This is a genomic window from Alkalibacterium sp. s-m-28 (assembly GCF_054658175.1).
This window is the reverse complement of record NZ_BAAGIQ010000149.1, coordinates 1-3,270: the sequence shown is the minus strand read 5'-3', so window position 1 is coordinate 3,270 and position 3,270 is coordinate 1. Positions and strand designations below refer to the sequence as shown.

Here is a 3,270-nt window from a genome sequence, read left to right as displayed (position 1 = left end):
TATTTTACCTTTGCTGGAGACATTTGACAAGAAAAAAAGCAATGTGATCCAGCAGTGTATTCACGTCTGCTGGATCACATTGCCTTTTTCCGCCTCTTTTTTATCGGTATAGAATGCTTTTCTACAGCTTTGTTGTTTGAAGATAGTAAGGAAAAGAAAAAAGATCGACGTCAAAAAAAGGCAATTCATAAAATACTTATGGAAGACTACGATTTCCCAGGGAGTTACCGTTTGGTATGCCAGTATATAGCAGATACACATGAAGAAATACAACATAATAACGCTTATGAACGACTGGAACATCCGCCGGGAGAAGCACAATTGGATTTTGGAAATTATCGGGTGTGTGAAGGTGGGAAACTCAAAGACATCAAGTTACTCGTCTTAGTTCCACCCTATTCAAATCGGTCGTATGTCGCTGCCCTTCCACGTGAGAATAAAGAGTGTTTCCTAGAAGGGTTGAAGCGCATATTTGAACGCATGCGTGTGGTCCCACGGACACTTCGTATTGATAATCTAGCTGCTGGTGTCGTTCGCTCAAGAGGCCGAGGTGTATTTTGCAAGACTTTTCTCCCTACTGCCACACATTTGTACCACTGATGCCAACTTTCTTACCACTGTTTGCCAAAGAATGTACCACCTTTTGCCAGCTTGATGTACCACTAAAGAAATATCCCATAACCCACTGTATGATTGATTTAGAAAAAAGAGAATTTAACTTTGTTGAAAAAGTACCTAAAGAATTAATCCAAGAATGTTATTCAAAGTTAAAATTAATGTATTAAATAAAAGCAGCCGACTGGAAATAAATTCCTTAAGTCTGCTGCTTTTAATGAACGGTTGTCTTCATTAGAAAAAGTGGTTAATAGTGTCACTTATTTTTTTAACTAAATCGGAGTTTAAGTGTGAAATTGGCTTTCCTATAACTCTGAGAGTCGGATCAATACTTCTTATGTGTTGAAGTAATATTGTGCCCTTTACCTTCTCGTTATTTGGAATTGAAACGAAAAATGGTGAAACAGTAAAACGCTCTTCTTTATAATTTTGAGAGTTACTGATAGGAGCGATTAGAACAGTATTCAAATATCGATTGTAAAAGTTGTTACTGACCACTAAACAGGGCCTAGTCTTTTTTGTTTCTGTTCCTTTTGACGGATCTAGATTAACGAGTATGATATCTCCTTGTCTGAGTTTAGCCATTAATCAAAATCCTCAGCTTCTAAATCTTCACCCCAGGTCATTTCTTTATCATCAATAGAGCCATAGGTTACTTGCTGTTCCTCTACTTTTTCCCAAAAAGCTTTCTTTTTATCCACGCTTTTAATAACCACGTCTCCTTGTTCATTAGTATAAAATATAATGTGGTCATGAGACTTAATATCTAATGCGGTTCGAATGGACTTTGGAATAGTTACTTGGTTTTTAGATGTGATTTTTGCAGTAACAGGATTTCTTTCTTTGTAGCTAATCATTTCATTCACTCCCAATTTAATAGATAATTCTTATTATAGCACAAAAGTAAGGAAAAGTAAGGAGTGAGACTTTAGTTTTTGTCTTTTTTTGTTAATGGAATATGTTATGATAAACGAAACAAATAACAGGAGGCATTCACCGTGCTCATACATACAACAGATAAATTTATGTCAGAAATAGAAAAAGCAAAAGGTCACGTCTTGCCGCTCAATCCTACTAATCCAAACGAGAATGCTTGGTTAGTCCATATTGCTATTTTGAATCGAAGAAAAGCGCTAGTACTTGTCCATTTAGAAACGCAGTTAACACTTGTTGCTTGGCCACTTAAAAAAGAAGAATTAAGTAAGATTGAGAACATCATTCACTATGTCAGACAAGCGTATTTTGATTATTTAGGTCTCAATTGGGTCAAGCAGATGGAAATAGAGAAGAAATTTGATAACCGAGATTTGGTATGGACTAAGGGAGAAAACATCGATACACCAGACTATCTGGAAGAAGTCATTAGACCTTTAAGAATGGAAGTGAGAGGGTTTGATGATGAAGAGATTGTCCAGCTGAAATTAATGGAAAAAGTCAATAACCGATTAGTCACTTATACAGATGGAACCGAAGATACACCGTTAAATAAATGGGAATCATTCTTAAGCGATAAAGGATTAGGAGAGAACCTCGTATTCACGCCACCTGTTGCAGAATTAAAGGTAAGCCTTGAATTGGAAACAGAAGAAGATGTCGTGAGGGTTTTACAGGTTCCAATGACTTATACTTTTAATCAGTTGCATCACATACTGCAGAAAGCCTTCATGTGGGACGATTATCATTTGCATCAATTCACTTTTGAAAAACCAAATGGTATGTCTGTCTGTCTAGTAGACGACGATGAATCATTCGGGTATAAACAAAGACAACAAATAATGAAATACGATGAAGAAGTGCAGCTGCTGGAATACATCCGTTCCGGAGATGTCTTTCTGTATGAATATGATTTCGGAGATGATTGGAGACATAGAATTGAAGTGACCCAAATCATTGAAAAGCAGAGTCTTCGAAAAGCGCGTTTAATAGACATGCAAGGGGACCCAGTACCTGAGGATGTCGGAGGAGTAGACGGCTATGCAGAATTTAAACAGGTGATGTCTGATCCATCCGATGAACAGTATGAGCATTTTTCTATGTGGAGTGAACGATTCAGAAGTCGTTTATCCATACACACTTTAAATAGTATTAACTTTAGTTTAGATAGACTTTAAGTTCAATTACTATAATCTGAGCGCACCGCTAATTCAAACCAATAATCCGGCGGGATCAGGAGATGCTACTATCGATAGTTCCGCTGTTTCTAATTGTAGAAAAGCATTCTATACCGATAAAAAAGAGGCGAAAAAAGGCAATGTGATCCAGCAGCGTATTCACGTCTGCTGGATCATATTGCTGTTAACTGGTTGTAATTGCTAAGGTGTGCTTACTTAATTTATAGTAACCATTTTTATCAGTGAATTGATAAATAATTGTTTTATTTCTAGTTGAAATTTTTTGTCTGCAAAAAATGACCGCTTAATTTAAGAAGTTGATGCACTTTTTCAGCTCATTTATGAAGATAACGTACTTATCTTTCTAAGTGAGCTAGGAAAATGTTCCTACTTCTTTAGAAAACTGGGAAACTTAAGAACTCAAGTTTTGCAGTTAAAAAATAGCCTTTGACCCTTGGTGTCATTGACTTGGTACCGATTATTATGCCGCTTTTGATATTTGATTCAGCTGATTTTCTTTTAAAAATGGCTTGAAGAGTTCCGG

Annotated in this window: 4 protein-coding genes; 2 read left to right on the top strand and 2 right to left on the bottom strand. The window is 36.5% G+C overall.

What is annotated here, in order from left to right; translation table 11 throughout:
- Positions 1 to 54: 54 nt before the first annotated feature.
- Positions 55 to 600, top strand: a complete 546-nt coding sequence (locus ACYQ4S_RS11395) for a hypothetical protein (RefSeq protein WP_459771235.1) — start codon at positions 55 to 57, stop codon at positions 598 to 600.
- A 249-nt stretch (positions 601 to 849) separates the two neighbouring features.
- Here the strand turns inward: ACYQ4S_RS11395 and ACYQ4S_RS11390 are convergent, their stop codons facing one another.
- Positions 850 to 1,200, bottom strand: a complete 351-nt coding sequence (locus ACYQ4S_RS11390; protein WP_459771234.1) for a type II toxin-antitoxin system PemK/MazF family toxin — start codon at positions 1,198 to 1,200, stop codon at positions 850 to 852.
- The gene (locus tag ACYQ4S_RS11385) at positions 1,200 to 1,472 is read right to left on the bottom strand and encodes an AbrB/MazE/SpoVT family DNA-binding domain-containing protein (RefSeq protein ID WP_459771232.1); all 273 of its coding nucleotides are present in this window, start codon (positions 1,470 to 1,472) and stop codon (positions 1,200 to 1,202) included. Before ACYQ4S_RS11385 ends, ACYQ4S_RS11390 begins: the two co-directional genes overlap by 1 nt.
- 141 nt (positions 1,473 to 1,613) lie before the next feature.
- On the opposite strand from ACYQ4S_RS11385, the gene ACYQ4S_RS11380 reads away from it, so the two are divergent.
- Entirely contained in the window at positions 1,614 to 2,726 is a 1,113-nt protein-coding gene (locus ACYQ4S_RS11380; protein WP_459771230.1) for a plasmid pRiA4b ORF-3 family protein, read from the top strand.
- Positions 2,727 to 3,270: the final 544 nt, after the last annotated feature.